The following is a 17,489-nucleotide window of genomic DNA, read 5'->3' as shown; positions in this document are numbered from 1 at the left end:
CAGGAGGGTCACATGCCCCGCGAAACCGGCGCCGAAGCGCTTGCCCGACTCGCCGAGGAACGGGTGGACCACCGCTTCAAGGGCCTCCCGCCGGACGCCGAGGGCCTGACCGTCGCCGAGCTGGCCGCCCAGCGCCGCAACCTCTTCACGGGCGGGTTCAGCACGCCCGTCCTCGCGCTCTCCGCCGAGCGGCTGGAGCACAACCTGGCGCTCATGGAGACGTACGCGGAGCGGCACGGCCTCGCCTTCGCGCCGCACGGCAAGACCTCGATGGCCCCGCGGCTCTTCCAGCGGCAGATCGAGCACGGCGCCTGGGGCATCACGCTCGCGGTGCCCCACCAGGTCTGGGTGGCCCGGGCGTTCGGCGTCGAGCGGATCTTCCTGGCCAACGAACTGGTGGACCCGGCCGCGCTGCGCCGGGTCGCCGCCGAGCTGGCGGCCGACCCCGGGTTCCGCTTCGTCTGCTACGTCGACTCCGTGCGCGGGGTCGAGCTGATGGACGCGGCCCTGCGCGGCGCCGCCCGCCCGGTGGACGTCGTGGTGGAGCTGGCCGCGGGCGACGGGGCCCGTACCGGGGTGCGCACGGAGGCGGAGTGCGCGGCCGTCGCCGACGCCGTGGCCGCCGTACCGACGCTCCGGCTGGTCGGGGTCGCGGGGTACGAGGGCGAGGTGCCGCAGGCCGACACCGCGCGGGTGACGGCCTATCTGCGGCGGCTGACGGCACTGGCCGCCGACTTCGACAAGAGCGGCCGGTTCGCCGGGGTGGACGAGATCGTGGTGAGCGCCGGCGGCAGCGCGTGGTTCGACGCGGTGGCCGACGTGTTCGCGGAGATCCCCGGACTGTCCGCCCCCGTGCTCAAGCTGCTGCGCTCGGGTGCCTACGTCTCGCACGACGACGGGCACTACCGCAGGCTCACCCCGTTCACCCGCGTCCCCCAGGAGGGCGCGCTGGAGCCCGCGTTCCGGCTGTGGGCGCAGGTCGTCTCCCGGCCCTCGCCCGAGCAGGCCTTCGCCAACGCGGGCAAGCGGGACGCGGCCCACGACCTGGACCTGCCCGAGGCCCAGGTGGTACGCCGGGACGGCGCCGAGCGCCCGGCCGACGGAGTCACGGTGACCGGTCTGTCCGACCAGCACGCCTGGCTGCGCACCACCGGGGACGCGGACCTGGAGGTCGGTGACTGGGTCGGCTTCGGCCTGTCCCACCCGTGCACGTCCTTCGACAAGTGGCAGCTCATCCCGCTGGCCGAGGCGGACGGGACGGTCGTCGACTACATCCGCACGTTCTTCTAGGGGGCACCGTGGAGGAGCTGGTCATCCGGGACGCCGACGTCGTCGACGGCAGCGGCGCGGACTCCTACCGCGCCGACGTGGTGGTCGACGGCGGCCGGATCGTCTCCATCGTCAAGGAGGCCGCGGCGGCGGGCTGCCAGCGGCCGAGGGCGCGGCGGGAGCTGGACGCGGAGGGGCTCGTGCTGTCCCCCGGCTTCATCGACATGCACGCCCACTCCGACCTGGCCCTGCTGCGCGACCCGGACCACAGCGCGAAGCTCGCCCAGGGGGTCACGCTCGAGGTCGTCGGGCAGGACGGGCTGTCGTACGCGCCGGTGGACGAACGCACGCTGGAGGAGGTCCGCCGGGCGATCACCGGCTGGAACGGGTACGGCGACGACGTGGACCTCGACTGGCGCACGGTCGGCGAGTACCTGGACCGCCTCGACGGCGGGATCGCCGTGAACGCGGCCTACCTGATCCCGCAGGGCACGGTCCGCGCGCTGGCCGTCGGCTGGGAGGACCGCCCGGCGACCCGCCAGGAGCTGGACCGTATGCGGCAGTTGGTCGCGGAGGGCCTGGAGCAGGGCGCGGTCGGCCTGTCCTCCGGGCTCACCTACACGCCCGGCATGTACGCGGACGACGCCGAACTGACCGAGCTGTGCCGGGTGGTGGCCGGGTACGGCGGCTACTACTGCCCGCACCACCGGTCCTACGGCGCCGGCGCCCTGGAGGCGTACGCCGAGATGGTGGAGCTGACCCGGAGGGCGGGCTGCCCGCTGCACCTGGCCCACGCGACGATGAACTTCGGGGTGAACGAGGGCCGGGCGCCCGAACTCCTCGCCCTGCTCGACCGGGCGCTGGACTCCGGCGCCGACATCACCCTGGACAGCTACCCCTACACCCCCGGCTGCACCACCCTCGCCGCGCTGCTGCCGAGCTGGGCGGGCGAGGGCGGGCCGGAGGGGATCCTGGCCCGGCTCGCCGACCCGGCGACGGCCGAGCGCATCCGGCACGACCTGGAGGTCACCGGCTCGGACGGCTGCCACGGCGTGCCGGTGGAGTGGGACACGATCGAGATCTCCGGCGTGACCGCTCCGGCCCTGGCGGACCATGTCGGGCGCACCGTGCGGGAGTCGGCGGCCGCGCGCGGCGAGGACCCCTGGACGACCGCTCGCCGGCTGCTGGTGGAGGACCGGCTCGGCACGACGGTCCTCCAGCACGTCGGCCACGAGGAGAACGTCCGCACGATCATGCGGCACCGCGCCCACACCGGCGGCTCCGACGGCATCCTTCGGGGCGCGAAGCCGCATCCGCGCGCCTACGGCACCTTCCCGCGCTACCTCGGGCACTACGTGCGGGAGGCGGGTGTGCTGACGCTGGAGGAGTGCGTCGCCCATCTCACCGCGCGGCCCGCGGCCCGGCTGCGGCTGCCGGACCGGGGGCTGGTGCGCGAGGGGTACCGGGCCGACCTGGTGCTGTTCGACCCGGCGGGCGTCGCCGCCGGCGCCACCTTCGCCGAGCCCCGCGCGCTCCCGAGCGGGATTCCGTACGTGCTGGTCGACGGCCGCCTCGCGATCGAGGACGGCCGCCGCACGGACGTGCTGGCGGGCCGGGCGGTCCGCCGGACACCGGTGTGACCGCCCGGTCCCGGGCCACGGCTCGGACAGCGGGCCGTGGCGGCAGGGTTACGGCTTGGGCAGGGTGCAGCCGGACGCGCTCAGGTTCAGCTTGTTGCCGGTGGTGAAGCAGGCCGGGATGTTGTAGGTCTCCTCGGCGTAGTTGATGCCCTGGCGGACGGTGACGTTGCCGCTCTGGTCGACCTCGCAGGGGTTGTTCTCGGTGCAGCGCTGGCCGTCCTCGTTGCCCGTGTTGTTGACGGCGACGACCTTGCCGGTGGCGGTGTCGATCACCGGCGAGCCCGAGGTGCCGCCGATGGTGTTGCAGGCGGAGGTGTAGCGGACCGAGTCCTTCCAGGTCCAGTCGCCCTCCTTGAGGCGGTACACGAAGCCGTCGATGTTGCAGCTGTAGATGCGCTTCCAGTAGCCGGAGACGACCTTGATGGCGGTGCCGGCGACCGGGTGCGTGTCCTGCATGGTGAGCGGGCTGATGCCGTACGAGCTCTTGATCGCCGCGTAGGTGGTGGTGGTGCGGTAGATCGTGACGTCGGTGTCCGTCATGGTCGAGTAGACGACCTGGTTGGCGCGGAGCGTGGCCACCTTGCTGCCCGAGGAGTTCAGCAGGCCGAAGGTGCGGCTGGAGGACTGGCCGGTGATGACCTGGCCGGGCGCCGGGAAGCCGGTCTCCAGGCAGTGGCCGTTGGTCAGCACGAGCGCCGGGTCGGTGTCCGCGGAGTTCGGGAAGCGGATGACCGAGCCGGAGCAGTTGCTGAGCGAGACGGTCCCGGCGAAGTTGACGGTCACCGCGTTGGCCGCCTTGGCCTGCGGGGCTGCGACCGCCGGGGTCGCGCCCAGCCCGGCGATGGCCAGGGAGGAGAGCGCGGCCAGGAGAGGCTTGTTCATGTGGGGGTCCCCTCTTGCGACTTGGGCGACCGGAGATCTTCCGGTCGCCTCGCGTTTGTCATGAGCATTCTCATGAGAGGGGCGTGCGGGGGCAAGCAGTTGTGTGCGACGGCGTGGCCGCCCGGGGCATACGCGCACGTTTGTCGGGTGGCGACCGCAACTCACTTGAGATCACTACCCACTTGACGGGGCGTTACGGCCGCCTCGTACTACCGGGGCCGCTTCGTCGCGCCGTGGCCGTGGCCCCGGCCGCCGGCCGGGGTTCCCCAGTCGGACGGCGTCGGCGTGGCGGCCGTGGGCGTCGGCGCGGGAGAGACGGGGGCGGTGGCGGCCGGGGAGCCGGGCGCGGCCGACGTGCCGGGGGCCGTGGAACCCCCGCCGGCGGTTTCGGCGGAACCGTCCGCGGCGGGCACGGGCGCGGTGGACGACGGCGTCGCGGGCAGACCCGACTCCATGCCGGGCGTGCTCGCGGCGGGGGCGGAGGAGTCCGCGCCGGTGGTCGCCGCACCGGGGACGCGGGCGGGCCCGTCGCCGGCCGGGCGGGTTCCGGCCGGGGCGCCGTCCGGCCAGGCGAGCACCGCGAGCACCGCGACCGCGCCCACCGCGCCGAGACCTCCGGCGACGAGCGCCGTCCGGCGGCGGGCGGGCGCCCGCCGCTGCCGTCGCCGGTCGCGGCGGCCGCCGCTCGCGACGGGGGCGGGGGCGGGCGGCCCGGCGGGCGCGGACGGTCCGGCGAGCGCGGGCAGCTCGCGGGTCTCGTCGTAGGTGTTCTGCCAGCCGTGGGCGGCGGCGGGATCGGCGTACTCCTCATACGAGGGAGCCGCGGCCGTCTGCGGGTGGTACACGTTCGGCTGAACCTCCGGTTCGCCGCCGCCACCGTGCGCCTCGTACAACCCCACCCTCCCCTTTGTCCGGCCGTCCTCGGGCCGCCCCCTGTCGCACCAGGCACATCCGCGGCCTCGGCACACCGGCACCGCGGCGCATTCTAGGGACGCGAGTGACTTCTGAGACAGCTACCGCCGATAACGAGGCAAACCGGCGCTGTCTCAAGTGGCGGAAGACACCACCCATGAGCCGTTACCGGGTCGTAAGCTCACGGACATGCAGGTGATCCAGTCGACCAAGCTCGCCAATGTCTGTTACGAGATCCGGGGTCCGGTTCTCGAGGAGGCGATGCGCCTGGAGGCGGCCGGGCACCGCATCCTGAAGCTCAACACGGGCAACCCGGCCGCGTTCGGCTTCGAGTGCCCGCCGGAGATCCTCGAGGACATCCTGCGCAACGTCTCCGGCGCGCACGGCTACGGCGACGCCAAGGGTCTGCTGGCCGCCCGGCGCGCGGTCGTCATGCACAACCAGACCATCGGCATCGAGACGGACGTCGAGCACGTCTACATCGGCAACGGCGTGTCCGAGCTGATCGTGATGGCGATGCAGGGCCTGCTGGACGACGGCGACGAGGTGCTGGTGCCGGCGCCGGACTACCCGCTGTGGACGGCGGCCGTCTCCCTGTCCGGCGGCACGGCCGTGCACTACCGCTGCGACGAGCAGTCCGACTGGATGCCCGACCTCGCCGACGTCGAGCGCAAGGTCACCGACCGCACCAAGGCGATCGTCATCATCAACCCGAACAACCCCACGGGCGCGGTGTACGACGAGGCGGTGCTCAAGGGCCTGACCGACATCGCCCGCCGGCACAACCTGCTGGTCTGCTCGGACGAGATCTACGACAAGATCCTCTACGACGGCGCCACGCACACGCCGACCGCGAAGGTCGCCCCCGACCTGCTGACCCTCACCTTCAACGGCATGTCCAAGGCCTACCGGGTGGCCGGCTACCGGGTCGGCTGGATGTCGATCTCGGGCCCGCGCGCCCACGCCGACTCCTACATCGAGGGCCTGACGGTCCTGGCGAACATGCGCCTGTGCGCGAACATGCCGGGCCAGCACGGGGTCGTCGCCGCGCTCGGCGGCCGCCAGACGATCAACGACCTGGTGCTGCCGGGCGGGCGGCTGAAGGAGCAGATGGACGTCGCCTACGAGCTGCTGACCCAGATCCCGGGGGTGAGCTGTGTCAGGCCCAAGGGCGCGCTGTACCTCTTCCCGCGCCTGGACCCGCAGGTGTTCAAGATCAAGGACGACCGGCGGATGGTGCTGGACCTGCTGCGCCAGGAGAAGATCATGGTCGTGCAGGGCACCGGGTTCAACTGGCCCGAGCCGGACCACTTCCGGGTGGTGACGCTGCCCAGCGCCGGTGACCTCCGGGACGCGGTGACCCGGATCGGGACCTTCCTGGACGGCTACGGCCAGCCCTAGGGGACGGCCGCAGCCCTAGAGGACGGCCGCGGGAGCCCCGGTGGTTCTGCCGAGGGTAGCCGGAGGGCCGCGATCCGTGACCCGACTCAACTTTAGACGAAATCCAAGCTAGGATGGCTTCCTGTCAGAGCACAGGAGGCCATCCCCCATGTACGAACCGATCCGCTCCAAGTCGGTCCACAGCACGATGGCCGGCGATCCTTCCGACTTCCCCCACCGCTCGCGCGAGGAGGAGCTGGACATCCAGCTCGCCGGGCATCTCGCCGCCCTGCTCGCCGTCACCGACGAACTGCGCGCAGCGACCCCCTGTGCCGATCTGGAGGCGGCCGCCGAGCGGCTCGCGGCCCAGGTGGCCCGGCTGCGCGGAGGGCGGGCGCCGCTGCGCGCCCAGCCGGCCGCCACCGGTGAGACGGCGGGCCTGCACCGGCGGGCGCACGCCCTCGCGGGCCGGGCGCTGGTGGTCGCCGCCTCCCGCGCCGACACCGCGGCGGCGATCCTCTCGGCCGAGCGGATGGACGCCCACGCCGCCGCCCTGGCCGGGCCGAGGGAACTCAGCTCGGCCCACTGACCCGCCCCGGGTCCCCGAACGGCCCCGGTCCGCGCGCATCCCGCAGCGACGCGCGGACCGGGTGCCACACATCCGGCCGGTCTCAGCGCCGGACGTTCACCGTCGCCGACGCCGTGGCGCCCTCGTGCAGGGTGTCACCGGCCCAGGCGACCGTGTAGGTCGTGTCGCGGCGGGTGCGCGGCAGGTCGTCGATGGTGAAGGTCCCGTCGGCGGCGACCGTGACCGACGACAGGGTGCCGGTGCCGAGCCGGTCCGTGCGCTTCACCGTGAGCGTGGCCCGGTCGGGCAGTGCCTTGCCGTGGGCGGCGAACGTGCCGGTGATGTGCACGCCCTCGCTCATGCCGGCCTCCGCGGGCGCGGTGAGCGTGATCGAGCTGGGCGCCCTGCCGACCGTGACGGTGGTGGTGACGTCGGTGGCCGGGCGGTGGGTCAGGTCGCCGCGGAACGACACGGTGTAGGTGGCCTCGCCGACCAGGTCGGGCTCGTCGAGGACGGTGAAGGTGCCGTCGTCCTTGACGGTCGCGGTGCCGAGCTGGTGCGTGCCGTCGGCGTCCTGGCGCACGGCGGTCACCTTCAGCGGCCCGGAGGGCGCGGGCCCGTCCCACTGGAGCCGGCCGCGCACCGCCAGCGGTTCGCCCGCCACCGCCCCGGCGGGGCTGTGGGTGAGGCCACCGGTGAAGGCGGTGCCGTACTGGACGGCCGGGGGCTGGATGACGTGCAGCCAGAACTGGCTGCCGGCCGCGTCGGTGGTCACCGCGAACAGCCGGGACCCGTCGGCCGCCCACTCCATGCCGCGCGGGGCGACCCGGTCGCCGTCGAGGCTGCCCTCGAAGACGAACTCCAGCGGGGCCGTCGCGTCGGTGGGGTCGGCGGGCTGTAGGAGCAGGTCGGGGGTGGCGCCGGTGGCCGCCGCGCCCCGCGCCAGGTACTTGCCGTCACCGCTGAAGGCGACCGAGCTGGCGGTGGCGCCGTCCGGGAGGGCCGGGTAGGAGTCCGCCGCGTCGGAGAGGTCGTCGGTGTTGAGCAACCGGGTGCCGTAGGCCGCGTCGGAGAGGGCGATCTTGCTTCCGTCGGCGGAGAACGCCATGTCCTTCAGGTCCAGCGCGCCGCTGCCCGCGCTGTCGGCGAAGCGGCGCGCGGCGTCGCGGACCAGGGAGTCGCCGCCGGTGTCGTAGACCGTGACGAAGGGGTCGGCCGCCTTCGCGCCGCGCGGCTGGCCCATCAGCATCCGGCCGCCGGGGCCAGCCTCGAGCTGGAGCCGGTCGTAGTCGTTCCAGCCGGTGCGGGTGTGCGTGCCGTCGACCACGCCGTCCAGGTAGGTCTGTGCGGTGGAGCACTCGCCGATGTACTGGGAGTACGGCGTGGTGAAGTACAACTGGCCGCCGGAGAAGGCGAGGTCGCGGCCGCAGGTGTCGGTGTTGGCATAGGCGAGCAGGGCCGGGTCGAGGGTGGTGGTGTCGTAGGTCTGGATCTGCTCGCGCAGGCCGGCGTAGAGCTTGGAGCTGTCGGCGCTGAGGGCCAGACCGGAGACATGGGCCGGCGTCTGGAGGGTGGCGACCCGCTCGCCCTGGAAGTCGTAGACGGCGATGGTGCCCTTGTTGAGGTAGTAGCTCGTGTTGCTGTCGGCGACGAACACACGCTGGTGGACGGAGTCGACGGCGATCGCGGAGTACGAGGAGATGGGCAGCTTGATCACGGCGTCCGAGGCCGCCGCGTAGGCGGCGGGCGCGCCGGCGACGGTCAGTCCCGCCCCGGCGAGAGCGGCGGTCAGCAGCGTCGCCGCCAGCCGTCTGGATCGGTGTGCACTGTTCAACTGGACCCCCCGCAGGCTTGGTTGGGCGCTCCACCGGTACCGGCGGGACGCCTGTAGACGCCATGAAACCGGTGTGAAGATCCGGTAGCAAGGGGGCGCGCGACTGGGCCCCGCACGCCTTTGTGCGGGGCCCAGTAGGGGTGGTCACCACGGCCGGCCGTGACGATCGCTGGTCAGGGCATCCGGACCGGCCGTGGAGTCATGGGGTGCGGGTCTCAGCCCAGGCGCTGCACCAGCGCGCGGTACTGGTCCCACAGTTCCTTCGGGGTGTGGTCGCCGAAGGTGTTGAGGTGCTCGGGGACCAGGGCGGCCTCCTCGCGCCAGACCTCCTTGTCGACCGTGAGCAGGAAGTCCAGGTCGGCGTCGGTCAGGTCGAGGCCCTTGGTGTCCAGCGCCTCCTTGGTCGGCAGGACGCCGATCGGGGTCTCGACGCCCTCGGCCCGGCCGTCCAGCCGGTCCACGATCCACTTCAGGACGCGGCTGTTCTCGCCGAAGCCGGGCCAGACGAACTTGCCCTCGTCGTTCTTGCGGAACCAGTTGACGTAGTAGATCTTCGGCAGCTTGGACTGGTCCTTGTCCTTGGCCACGTCGACCCAGTGACCCATGTAGTCGCCCATGTTGTAGCCGCAGAACGGCAGCATGGCGAACGGGTCGCGGCGCAGCTCGCCGACCTTGCCCTCGGCGGCGGCGGTCTTCTCGGAGGCCACGTTGGCGCCCAGGAAGACGCCGTGGTTCCAGTCGAAGGACTCCGTCACCAGCGGCACCGCGCTGGCCCGGCGGCCGCCGAAGAGGATCGCCGAGATCGGCACGCCCTTGGGGTCCTCCCACTCCGGCGCGATGATCGGGCACTGCGAGGCGGGGGTGGTGAAGCGGGCGTTGGGGTGGGCGGCGGGCGTACCGGACCCGGGGGTCCAGGAGTTGCCCTTCCAGTCGGTGAGGTGCGCCGGGGTCTCCTCCGTCATCCCCTCCCACCACACGTCGTTGTCGTCCGTGAGCGCCACGTTGGTGAAGACCGAGTTGCCCCACAGCGTCTTCATCGCGTTGGCGTTGGTGTGCTCGCCGGTGCCGGGGGCGACACCGAAGAAGCCGGCCTCGGGGTTGATCGCGTACAGCCGGCCGTCCTCGCCGAAGCGCATCCAGGCGATGTCGTCGCCGATGGTCTCCACGGTCCAGCCGGAGATGGTCGGCTCCAGCATGGCGAGGTTGGTCTTGCCGCAGGCGCTCGGGAAGGCGGCGGCGACGTACTTGGACTCACCCTGCGGCGGGGTGAGCTTGAGGATCAGCATGTGCTCGGCCAGCCAGCCCTCGTCGCGGGCCATGACGGAGGCGATGCGCAGCGCGTAGCACTTCTTGCCGAGCAGGGCGTTGCCGCCGTAGCCGGAGCCGTAGGACCAGATCTCGCGGTCCTCGGGGAAGTGGGAGATGTACTTGGTGGAGTTGCACGGCCACGGGACGTCCTCCTGGCCCTCCTCCAGCGGGGCGCCCACGGTGTGCACGGCCTTGACGAAGAAGCCGCTGTCGCCGAGCTCGTCGAGGACCGGCTGTCCCATGCGGGTCATGGTGCGCATGGAGACGGCGACGTAGGCGGAGTCGGTGATCTCGACACCGAGCGCGGAGAGCGGGGAGCCCAGCGGGCCCATGCAGAACGGGACGACGTACATCGTCCGGCCCCTCATCGAGCCGCGGAAGACACCGCCCTCGCCGCCGGAGCCCTGGAAGATCTCCCGCATCTCGTCCGGGGCCTTCCAGTGGTTCGTCGGGCCGGCGTCCTCCTCCTTGGCGGAGCAGATGAAGGTCCGGTCCTCGACGCGCGCGACGTCGGTGGGGTCGGAGGCCGCGTAGTAGGAGTTGGGGCGCTTGATCGGGTCGAGCTTGCGGAAGGTGCCCTTCTCGACGAGCTCCTCGCACAGCCGCTCGTACTCGGCCTCGGATCCGTCACACCAGACCACGCTGTCCGGCTGCGTCAGTTCGACGATCTCGTTGACCCACGAGATCAGTTCCTGGTGGTTGGTGGGGACGCCGGTGGGAGCCGCGATGTCGCGCGCCACGATTGCTCCTAAATGAGGGATTTTTTGTCTTGTCGCCCCGTGGGGGCCTCGACCCGGACGCTTCGTAGCCGCTCATCCGGTGCCGACCGCACTCATTTGATCATCCGATTCTAGTGCCCATCTGTCCAGAGGGCATCACAGGTGAGCAACGTGAGGAACGCCACGGTTACCGCGTTTCTTTGCGTACACGTGAAGTCCGACAGAAGGACTTTTTGCGTTGGGGGCTTCATGGGGGTGCCCTGACACGTGACTTACGGAGCCGTAGGTACGATGCCCCGCATGACTGCGCCCGTCCCCGACGCGCCCCAGGACATGCCGGCCGCCGGCCGCGGTCCCGTGGCGCTCTCACTTCCGCACCCGGTCAAGCCCCGGCTGCGCGGCTGGCTGCACCTCGGAATGTTCCCGGCCGTGCTCGTCGCGGGCCTCGTGCTCACCGCCCTCGCCGACTCCAGCAGAGGCAGGATCGCCTGCGGCATCTACGTCCTGACGGCATGCCTGCTCTTCGGCGTCAGCGCGCTCTACCACCGGGGCGACTGGAGCCCGCGGATGGACGGCGTCCTGCGCCGCCTGGACCACGCCAACATCTTCCTGATCATCGCGGGCACCTACACGCCGCTGACCATGCTGCTCCTGCCGGGCGCCAAGGGACAGTGGCTGCTGTGGGGCATCTGGGCGGCGGCCGCCGCGGGGATCGTCTTCCGCGTCTTCTGGGTCGGCGCCCCGCGCTGGCTCTACACGCCCTGCTACATCGCGATGGGCTGGGCGGCGGTCTTCTTCCTGCCCGACTTCATGCGCAGCGGCGGCATCGCCGTCCTGGTGCTGGTCATCGTCGGCGGCCTGCTCTACAGCGCCGGGGGCGTGGTCTACGGCATCAAGCGGCCGAACCCCTCACCGCGCTGGTTCGGCTTCCACGAGGTCTTCCACTCCCTCACCCTCGCCGCCTTCGTCGTCCACTACGTCGGCATCTCCCTGGTGGCGTACCAGCACGCGTAGGCGCTCGCGCGCACCCCATGGCCACGGCTCTTCAGCCGTGGCCATTCTTCGTGCGCCCGGAGGTTCCCGCCGACTGACAGTGGACACGAAGTGACAGTGACTGCCACTTCGGCGCCGTGGAGATGGTCGCCGCCGGGCCCGATGCCGGACAATGAGCCGCATGACGGCAGCACCCTCCCCCCTCTCCCCCGCCGACCGTCCCCGGCCGGGCCTGCGTGAGCGCAAGAAGATCAAGACCCGCGAGGCGATCCGCTCCGCGACGTACGCGCTGGTCGAGGAGCAGGGGTACGACGCCACGACGATCGAGCAGATCGCCGAGCGGGCCGAGGTGTCGCCGTCGACCGTCTTCCGGTACTTCCCGACCAAGGAGGACATCGTCCTCACGGACGAGTACGACCCGCTGATGGTGCGGGAGTTGCGGTCCCGGCCGGCCGGCGAGCCGTGGATGGACTCGCTGCGGTACGTGATGGACAAGGCCGTCGAAGCGATGGACCGGGAGGACCCCGGGGTGCTGCGGATGCGGGCGCACCTCGGCGTCCAGGTCCCCGCCGTCCGCTCCCGGATGGCGGAGAGCATGTCGGAGACCGGGCGGCTGCTGCGCGGCGCCCTCGCCGAGCGGGCCGGTCTCGACCCCGACGGCCTGGAGGTGCGCGTCTACGCGATGTCCCTGGTCGGCGGCCTGATGGAGGTCTACATGGCCTGGGCGGAGAACGACTTCGAGGGTGATCTGCGCGACCTCGTGCGGCGGGCCCTGGACGTCCTGGAGCACGGTCTGCCCGCCGGAAATCCCTGAGCCCCGGCGCCGCGCGGCGTGACATCCTGACCGGGTGAACGGTCCCGAGATCCACGTCGAGTTCGCCCCCGCCCTGGCCCTGTTCGTCCCGAGCGGACGGCGCCGGGGATCCACCGCCCTCGTCACCGACGGCGTCTCGACCCTCGGTCACGTCGTCGAGTCGGCTGGCGTCCCGCTGACCGAGGTCGGAGCCCTGTGGGTGGACGGCCGTGAGGTGCCCGCCTCGTACGTCCCCGTCGCGGGCGACTCGGTGGAGGTGCGCTGCGTCGACCGCCCCCAGACGGTCCCCGGCGCCCCGCTGCGCTTCCTGCTCGACGTCCACCTCGGCACCCTCGCCCGCCGGCTGCGCCTGCTCGGCGTGGACACGGCGTACGAGTCGACCGACATCGGCGACCCGGCGCTGGCCGCGCGCTCGGCCGCCGAGAAGCGCGTCATGCTCAGCCGCGACCGGGGCCTGCTGCGCCGCCGCGAGCTGTGGGCCGGGGCGTACGTCTACAGCACCCGCCCCGAGGACCAGCTCCGCGACGTCCTCGAACGCTTCGCCCCCGAGCTGCGCCCCTGGACCCGCTGCACCGCCTGCAACGGCCTGCTGACGGAGGCCACCAAGGACGAGGTCGCCGACCAGCTCGAGCACGGCACCCGGCACACCTACGACGTCTTCGCCCGGTGCGGCGACTGCGGCCGCGCCTACTGGAAGGGCGCGCACCACGACCGGCTGGAGGCCATCGTGGAGCGCGCCCTGGCGGAGTTCAGCGGTCGGGGCTGACGCGCCCGCCGCTCAGGTGGTGCCCAGCGCCCGGCCCAGCCGCTCCGGATCCGTCGTCGGCGCGTCGCAGGTGAAGTTCCGGCACACGTAGGCGGCCGGCCCGCCGTCCACCAGCGGGCGGCCGGCGAGCAGCGGGAACTCCTCGCCGCCGGAGGTCCCGGCCGCGACCACCACGCCCGGCGCGGTACCCAGAAGTGCCGTGCGGTGCAGCGCCGCCGTCACCTCGTCGGTGAGCGAGGGACCGACCACCGCCACTTCCCGGGGCCCGTCGAGCAGCGCCTCGGCGACGGCGAGACCCCAGCCGATGAACCGGGGCACCCGCGGACCCAGCGCCTTCACGACACCCAGCGCCCGCTCGGCGGCGGTGCGGTGGGCCTCGGAGCCCGTGTGGGCGGCGTAGCCCAGCAGGGCGCCCGCCGCCGCGCTCCATCCGGAGGGGGTGGCGTTGTCGGTGGGGTCCTGCGGCCGGCGGATGAGCTGCTCGGCGTCGGCGGCGGTGTCGTACAGGGCGCCGCCGGCGGGGTCGCCGAAGCGGGCCGGCACCTGGTCGAGGAGGAGTCCGGCGAAGTCCAGCCAGACGCCCTCCCCGGTCACGGAGGCGAGCGCGAGGAAGCCCTCGGCGACGTCGGCGTAGTCCTCCAGCACCCCGGCGTTGGGTCCCACCCGGCCGTCCCGGCCGGTCCGCGCCAGGTGGGCGTGCTCGTCCAGGTGCACCCGGACCAGGAGATCGGCGGCCGCGACGGCGGCCCGGACGAGGTCGGGCCGGTCGAAGTAGGCGCCGGTCTCGGCGAGCGCGGCGATCGCCAGCCCGTTCCAGGCGGCGACGACCTTGTCGTCCCGGCCCGGGGCGGGGCGCAGCGCACGGCGCGCCAGCAGGCGCTCCTTGACGGACGCCACCTGCTCCGCGTCGAAGACGCCCTCGGTCTGCGGCAGTTGCAGCACCGAACGGCCGTGCTCGAAGGTGCCCTCCTCGGTCACCCCGAAGTACTGGGCGGCGAGTTCGGCCTCCTGGCCGAGGGCCTCGCGCAGCTCCCCGGGTGTCCAGACGTAGTAGGCGCCCTCCACGTGGCTCCCCGAGCCGTCGTCGCTGTCCGCGTCGAGAGCCGAGGCGAAGCCGCCCTCGTCCGTGCGCAGTTCGCGGACCATGAAGTCGGCGGTCTCCAGGGCGACCCGCCGGGCGAGCTCGGAGCCGGTCGCCCGCCACAGGTGCGCGTACACCCGGCACAGCAGGGCGTTGTCGTACAGCATCTTCTCGAAGTGGGGCACGACCCAGTCGCGGTCGACGGAGTAGCGGGCGAAACCGCCGCCGAGCTGGTCGTAGATCCCGCCCCGGGCCATCCGCTCGCAGGTGTCGGACGCCATCTGCAGGGCGCCCTCGGCGCCGGTGCGCGCGTGGTGCCGCAGCAGGAACTCCAGCACCATCGACGGCGGGAACTTCGGCGCCCCGCCGAATCCGCCGCGCTGCGGGTCGTACTCGCGGGTGAGGGCGAGCAGCGCCTGCGCCTGCTCCTGCTCTCCGGGCGGCTCGGCGCCCTGATGTCCCAGCTCCCTCTGGGAGAGGTCCCGCACGATCTTCCGCGCGACCTCGCCCACCTCGTCCCGCCGGTCGGCCCAGGCCTGCCGGACGCCCTCCAGCACCTGTCGGAAGGAGGGCATGCCGTGCCGGGGCTCGGGCGGGAAGTAGGTGCCGAAGTAGAAGGGTTCGGCGTCCGGGGTGAGGAACACGGTCATGGGCCAGCCGCCCTGACCGGTGGCGGCCTGGACGGCCTCCATGTACACGGCGTCGACGTCGGGGCGCTCCTCGCGGTCGACCTTGACGCTGACGTAGTGCTCGTTGAGGTAGTCGGCCGTGGCCCGGTCCTCGAACGATTCACCGGCCATGACATGGCACCAATGGCACGCGGAGTATCCGACTGACAGCAGAACGGGTACATCGCGCCGTTTCGCTTCCTCGAACGCCTCGGGTCCCCACGGCCACCAGTCGACGGGGTTGTCGGCGTGCTGAAGCAGATAAGGCGAGGTCGTACCAGCCAACCGGTTCATACGGCCCAGCCTCTCACGCCGACACGGTCGTGCCGGTTCGGCCCGCAAGCCCCGCCCTGCTTGGTCGGGCACCAGAGAACTTGGAACAGATCACACCCTTCGGGAAACGGGACGATGCGCCTGCCCTCTATAGAGGGAGCTCAGCCAACGCGCCGGGCGACCCGTGCGGGCGTCACGCGGGCGGCCGCCCGTGTGGGAGGCAAGGGACGGTCGGGTGTCGGTGGCAGGGTGATGGTGAAGCAGGCGCCACCTTCGGGGCCGTGGCCTTCGACGGTGATGGTGCCGCCCAGCCGGCCGGTCAGGCGGTGGGCGATGGCCAGGCCCAGGCCGCTTCCCACTGGTCGGGTGTCGCGGTAGCGCGCGTGCAGCGCGCCGGCGTCGAAGGCGACGCGGACGTCGTCGTCGCTCAGACCGGGGCCGCCGTCGCGGATCTGCAGTTCGGCGCCACCGCGGGCTCTCTCGCGGACGGCGACGACCAGAGGCGCTCCACCGGGGGTGGCCCGCAGGGCGTTTCGTACCAGGCCGTCGATCAGCTGCCGCACCCGGAAGGCGTCGGTCTGCACCACGGCCGGCCTCGCGGGTTGCTCAAGCCGCAGCTCGACATCCTGGCCGGCGCAGGGTCCGGCCCAGAAGGCCGTGGCTTCGGTGACGAGTGCGGTGAGGTCGGTCGGGGCGGTGTCCAGGCGGAAGTCGTCCGCCTCCAGCCGTGCCAGGTCGAGCAGGTCGCCGAGGAAGCGGTCCAGTCGGCGGGTCTCCCCGGCCAGGGTGCGGCTCACGTCTGGTAGTTGGTCCGGTTCGATCAGGCCATCGGCGAGCGCCTCGGCGTAGCCCTGGAGGGCGGTCAGCGGGGTGCGCAACTCGTGGGAGACGGCGAGCAGGAAGTCCCGCTGGCGGTTCTCGCTGCGGGTCAGCGCCTGGTCCAGGACGTTGAGGGCGTGTCCGATGTCCGCTGCCTCGCGCGGGCCCCCGACCGGGGCGGGTACGCCGCGTTCGCCATCGGCGAGCCGGTGCGCGATGCGCGCGGCCGTCACCAGCGGGCGGGCGGCGCGGCGGGCGAGGAGCGCTCCGGCGAGTGCCCCGCCGAGCATGCCGAGCAGGAGCGGCAGCAGGACGCTGCGGCGGACCTGGTTCGTGTCGTTGGTGACGACCGAGTACGGCTCGGTCAGCACGACCGCACCACCGCGGGCTGCAGGCTGCCCGACCAGGAGCACGCTCTGACCGCCGAGGATGCCGGTGGTGGACACCGGGTGACCCGCCGACAGCGCGGCCTTCGACGCCGTGTCGATGGCGGGCGTGGCGCTGCCCGTCACAGTTCCGTCCGGGCCGATCACTGCGATCTGCAGGCCGTTCGCCCCCGCCAGTACCTGGCCGCCGCTGAAGATGGCCTCGGCCAAGCCGGGCAGTTGGCTGAGCAGGGTGGCTTGGCGGGTGAGTCGGTCGCGTTCGCGTTGCTCCGTGTGGTGGGCGGCGGTCTGCCAGGTGGTCAGCCCGGTGAGCACTGCCGTGAGCGCCGCCACAGCGGAGGCCAGGGCCGCGATGGTGGGGGTGAGCGAGGCACGCCGAGTGCCGGGGCGGTTCACGGGTTCGGGGACACGGTTCATGCGTTCGGGGGTGTGGCGCTGTAGCCCACGCCCCTGACGGTGCGGATCGGGCTCGCGTCGCCGAGTTTGGCACGCAGTTGTGAGACGAAGACGTCGACCATCCTGGTGTCGCGGTAGCCGGGGTACCCCCAGACCTGGGCGAGCAGTTGCTCCCGGGTGAAGACCTGCCCGGGGCGCTGGAGCAGGTACGCGAGCAGGTTGAACTCGGTGGCGGTCAGCTCGACCGGTTCGCCGTCGCGCAGCACGGTGCGGTGGGCGGGATCCACGGTGAGCCGCCCGAAGCGGCCGGCCGGTTGGCCCGGTGGGCCGGCGGCCCGGCGCAGGACCGTCTTGAGCCGTGCGACCAGTTCGCGCGGGGAGAACGGCTTGGTCAGGTAGTCGTCCGCACCCAGTTCCAGCCCGAGGATCCGGTCGGGCTCCTCTCCGCGCGCGGTCACCAGCACGATGGGCGTCCAGTCGCCGGCGTCGCGCAGGGCCCGGCAGAAGGCGAGGCCGTTCAGTCCGGGCAGGCCGATGTCGAGCACGATCGCCACCGGATGCATCGCCTTGGCGGCGGCCAGTCCGGCGTTCCCGTCGGTTTCGACGTGTACGCCGAAGCCCTCGCGCGCGAGGTAGAGCCGCTGGATGTCGGCGATGTGACGCTCGTCCTCGACGACCAGCACCAGGCCCCTGGACTCCGTCACCACCGTGCCTTTCACGTGCGGGAGCGTGCTCCCACCTGCGGGAGCGTGATCGATGCTAACGCGCGGGCCCGGTCGTC

General features: G+C 72.4%; 14 protein-coding genes. 7 read left to right on the top strand and 7 right to left on the bottom strand.

Features of this window, described 5'->3' with window-relative positions:
• Window positions 1-12: 12 nt before the first annotated feature.
• Window positions 13-1,290 (top strand): amino acid deaminase, encoded by a 1,278-nt coding sequence (locus ACWCPN_RS21865; protein WP_451208564.1) that lies wholly within the window; start codon window positions 13-15, stop codon window positions 1,288-1,290.
• Between the two features lie 8 nt (window positions 1,291-1,298).
• Entirely contained in the window at window positions 1,299-2,909 is a 1,611-nt protein-coding gene (locus ACWCPN_RS21860) for an N-acyl-D-amino-acid deacylase family protein (protein ID WP_451208562.1), read from the top strand.
• Between the two features lie 48 nt (window positions 2,910-2,957).
• Here ACWCPN_RS21860 and ACWCPN_RS21855 read toward each other — a convergent pair whose 3' ends face one another.
• Both ACWCPN_RS21855 and ACWCPN_RS21850 read right to left on the bottom strand, forming a co-directional pair.
• Window positions 2,958-3,791 carry a S1 family peptidase gene (locus tag ACWCPN_RS21855; RefSeq protein ID WP_199211797.1) on the bottom strand — a complete coding sequence of 278 codons (834 nt, stop codon included), beginning with the start codon at window positions 3,789-3,791 and terminating at the stop codon, window positions 2,958-2,960.
• A gap of 209 nt (window positions 3,792-4,000) precedes the next feature.
• Window positions 4,001-4,684 (bottom strand): hypothetical protein, encoded by a 684-nt coding sequence (locus ACWCPN_RS21850; protein ID WP_451208559.1) that lies wholly within the window; start codon window positions 4,682-4,684, stop codon window positions 4,001-4,003.
• A 208-nt stretch (window positions 4,685-4,892) separates the two neighbouring features.
• Here ACWCPN_RS21850 and ACWCPN_RS21845 point away from each other — a divergent pair, with 208 nt between their 5' ends.
• Both ACWCPN_RS21845 and ACWCPN_RS21840 read left to right on the top strand, forming a co-directional pair.
• On the top strand, window positions 4,893-6,104 hold the full coding sequence (locus ACWCPN_RS21845) for a pyridoxal phosphate-dependent aminotransferase (protein ID WP_199211795.1): 1,212 nt from the start codon (window positions 4,893-4,895) through the stop codon (window positions 6,102-6,104).
• Between the two features lie 148 nt (window positions 6,105-6,252).
• Window positions 6,253-6,672, top strand: a complete 420-nt coding sequence (locus ACWCPN_RS21840; RefSeq protein ID WP_451208556.1) for an SCO4983 family protein — start codon at window positions 6,253-6,255, stop codon at window positions 6,670-6,672.
• Between the two features lie 82 nt (window positions 6,673-6,754).
• On the opposite strand, the gene ACWCPN_RS21835 is transcribed toward ACWCPN_RS21840, so the two are convergent.
• Both ACWCPN_RS21835 and ACWCPN_RS21830 read right to left on the bottom strand, forming a co-directional pair.
• Window positions 6,755-8,485 (bottom strand): Ig-like domain repeat protein, encoded by a 1,731-nt coding sequence (locus tag ACWCPN_RS21835; RefSeq protein ID WP_451208553.1) that lies wholly within the window; start codon window positions 8,483-8,485, stop codon window positions 6,755-6,757.
• Between the two features lie 215 nt (window positions 8,486-8,700).
• Entirely contained in the window at window positions 8,701-10,533 is a 1,833-nt protein-coding gene (locus ACWCPN_RS21830) for a phosphoenolpyruvate carboxykinase (GTP) (protein ID WP_451208551.1), read from the bottom strand.
• 279 nt (window positions 10,534-10,812) lie between these two features.
• On the opposite strand from ACWCPN_RS21830, the gene trhA reads away from it, so the two are divergent.
• The 3 genes from trhA to ACWCPN_RS21815 all read left to right on the top strand — a co-directional run bounded on the left by trhA (window position 10,813) and on the right by ACWCPN_RS21815 (window position 13,085).
• Complete coding sequence (trhA, locus tag ACWCPN_RS21825) at window positions 10,813-11,526, top strand: PAQR family membrane homeostasis protein TrhA (protein WP_199211791.1); 714 nt, start codon at window positions 10,813-10,815, stop codon at window positions 11,524-11,526.
• 160 nt (window positions 11,527-11,686) lie between these two features.
• Window positions 11,687-12,319, top strand: a complete 633-nt coding sequence (locus ACWCPN_RS21820) for a TetR/AcrR family transcriptional regulator (protein WP_451208547.1) — start codon at window positions 11,687-11,689, stop codon at window positions 12,317-12,319.
• Between the two features lie 34 nt (window positions 12,320-12,353).
• Window positions 12,354-13,085 (top strand): Mut7-C RNAse domain-containing protein, encoded by a 732-nt coding sequence (locus tag ACWCPN_RS21815; RefSeq protein WP_451208545.1) that lies wholly within the window; start codon window positions 12,354-12,356, stop codon window positions 13,083-13,085.
• A 12-nt stretch (window positions 13,086-13,097) separates the two neighbouring features.
• Here ACWCPN_RS21815 and ACWCPN_RS21810 read toward each other — a convergent pair whose 3' ends face one another.
• From ACWCPN_RS21810 to ACWCPN_RS21800, 3 genes are all read right to left on the bottom strand, one after another.
• Entirely contained in the window at window positions 13,098-15,128 is a 2,031-nt protein-coding gene (locus tag ACWCPN_RS21810) for a thioredoxin domain-containing protein (RefSeq protein ID WP_451208542.1), read from the bottom strand.
• 140 nt (window positions 15,129-15,268) lie between these two features.
• A complete protein-coding gene (locus ACWCPN_RS21805) occupies window positions 15,269-16,729 on the bottom strand; it encodes a sensor histidine kinase (RefSeq protein ID WP_451208539.1) in 1,461 nt (486 codons plus the stop codon).
• A complete protein-coding gene (locus ACWCPN_RS21800) occupies window positions 16,726-17,427 on the bottom strand; it encodes a response regulator transcription factor (protein ID WP_451208536.1) in 702 nt (233 codons plus the stop codon). The genes ACWCPN_RS21805 and ACWCPN_RS21800 overlap by 4 nt, the downstream gene beginning before the upstream one ends.
• Window positions 17,428-17,489: the final 62 nt, after the last annotated feature.

The sequence above is a fragment of the Streptomyces sp. NPDC002386 genome (assembly GCF_053593175.1).
This window is presented reverse-complemented; position numbering and strand designations above follow the sequence as displayed.

Coding starts and splice junctions, on each gene's coding strand:
- ACWCPN_RS21865 (WP_451208564.1), top strand. CDS start 13: ATGCCCCGCGAAACCGGCGCCGAAGCGCTTGCCCGACTCGCCGAGGAA.
- ACWCPN_RS21855 (WP_199211797.1), bottom strand. CDS start 3,791: ATGAACAAGCCTCTCCTGGCCGCGCTCTCCTCCCTGGCCATCGCCGGG.
- ACWCPN_RS21845 (WP_199211795.1), top strand. CDS start 4,893: ATGCAGGTGATCCAGTCGACCAAGCTCGCCAATGTCTGTTACGAGATC.
- ACWCPN_RS21840 (WP_451208556.1), top strand. CDS start 6,253: ATGTACGAACCGATCCGCTCCAAGTCGGTCCACAGCACGATGGCCGGC.
- trhA (WP_199211791.1), top strand. CDS start 10,813: ATGACTGCGCCCGTCCCCGACGCGCCCCAGGACATGCCGGCCGCCGGC.
- ACWCPN_RS21820 (WP_451208547.1), top strand. CDS start 11,687: ATGACGGCAGCACCCTCCCCCCTCTCCCCCGCCGACCGTCCCCGGCCG.
- ACWCPN_RS21810 (WP_451208542.1), bottom strand. CDS start 15,128: ATGAACCGGTTGGCTGGTACGACCTCGCCTTATCTGCTTCAGCACGCC.
- ACWCPN_RS21805 (WP_451208539.1), bottom strand. CDS start 16,729: ATGAACCGTGTCCCCGAACCCGTGAACCGCCCCGGCACTCGGCGTGCC.